This window comes from Streptomyces sp. AC627_RSS907, assembly GCF_019049165.1.
Map to the genome: position 1 here is coordinate 1 of NZ_JAGMUE010000683.1, position 728 is coordinate 728.

Sequence of the window (728 nt, forward strand, 5' to 3'; positions counted from 1 at the left end):
CTGGCCGCCGACGGCCGGTGCAAGGCGTTCGCCGACGCCGCCGACGGCACCACCTGGTCCGAGGGCATCGGTGTGCTGCTGGTGGAGCGGCTGTCCGACGCGCGACGCAACGGGCACGAGATCCTGGCGGTGGTGCGCGGCTCCGCCGTGAACCAGGACGGCGCGAGCAACGGCCTGACGGCCCCCAACGGCCCCTCCCAGCGCCGCGTGATCCGGCAGGCCCTCGAGAACTGCGAGCTGACCCCCAGCCAGATCGACGCGGTCGAGGCGCACGGCACCGGCACGACGCTGGGTGACCCGATCGAGGCGCAGGCGCTGCTGGCCACCTACGGCCAGGACCGTCCGGAGGGCCGTCCGCTGTGGCTGGGTTCGCTCAAGTCGAACCTCGGTCACACCCAGGCCGCCGCCGGTGTGGCCGGTGTCATCAAGATGGTGATGGCGATGCGGCACGGTGTGCTGCCGAAGACGCTGCATGTGGACGAGCCGTCGAGCCACGTGGACTGGTCCGAGGGCGAGATCGAGCTGCTGACCGAATCCAGGCCGTGGCCGGAGACGGGCGAGCCGCGCAGGGCCGGTGTGTCCTCGTTCGGTGTGAGCGGGACGAACGCGCACGTGATCCTGGAGCAGGCGCCGGAGGTCGAGCCGGCCGAGGCCGAGGTCGCCGAGGAGCCTGCCGACGGCGGTGTCGCGGGTTCGGTGGCCTGGGTGGTGTCGGGCAAGACCGACAC

The 728-nt window shown here is 72.4% G+C and carries 1 protein-coding gene; it reads left to right on the forward strand.

Annotated elements, in window-relative coordinates; translation table 11 throughout:
- On the forward strand, window positions 1–728 hold a 728-nt coding region (locus KUM32_RS37785), incomplete at both ends, for a ketoacyl-synthetase C-terminal extension domain-containing protein (protein WP_217146348.1).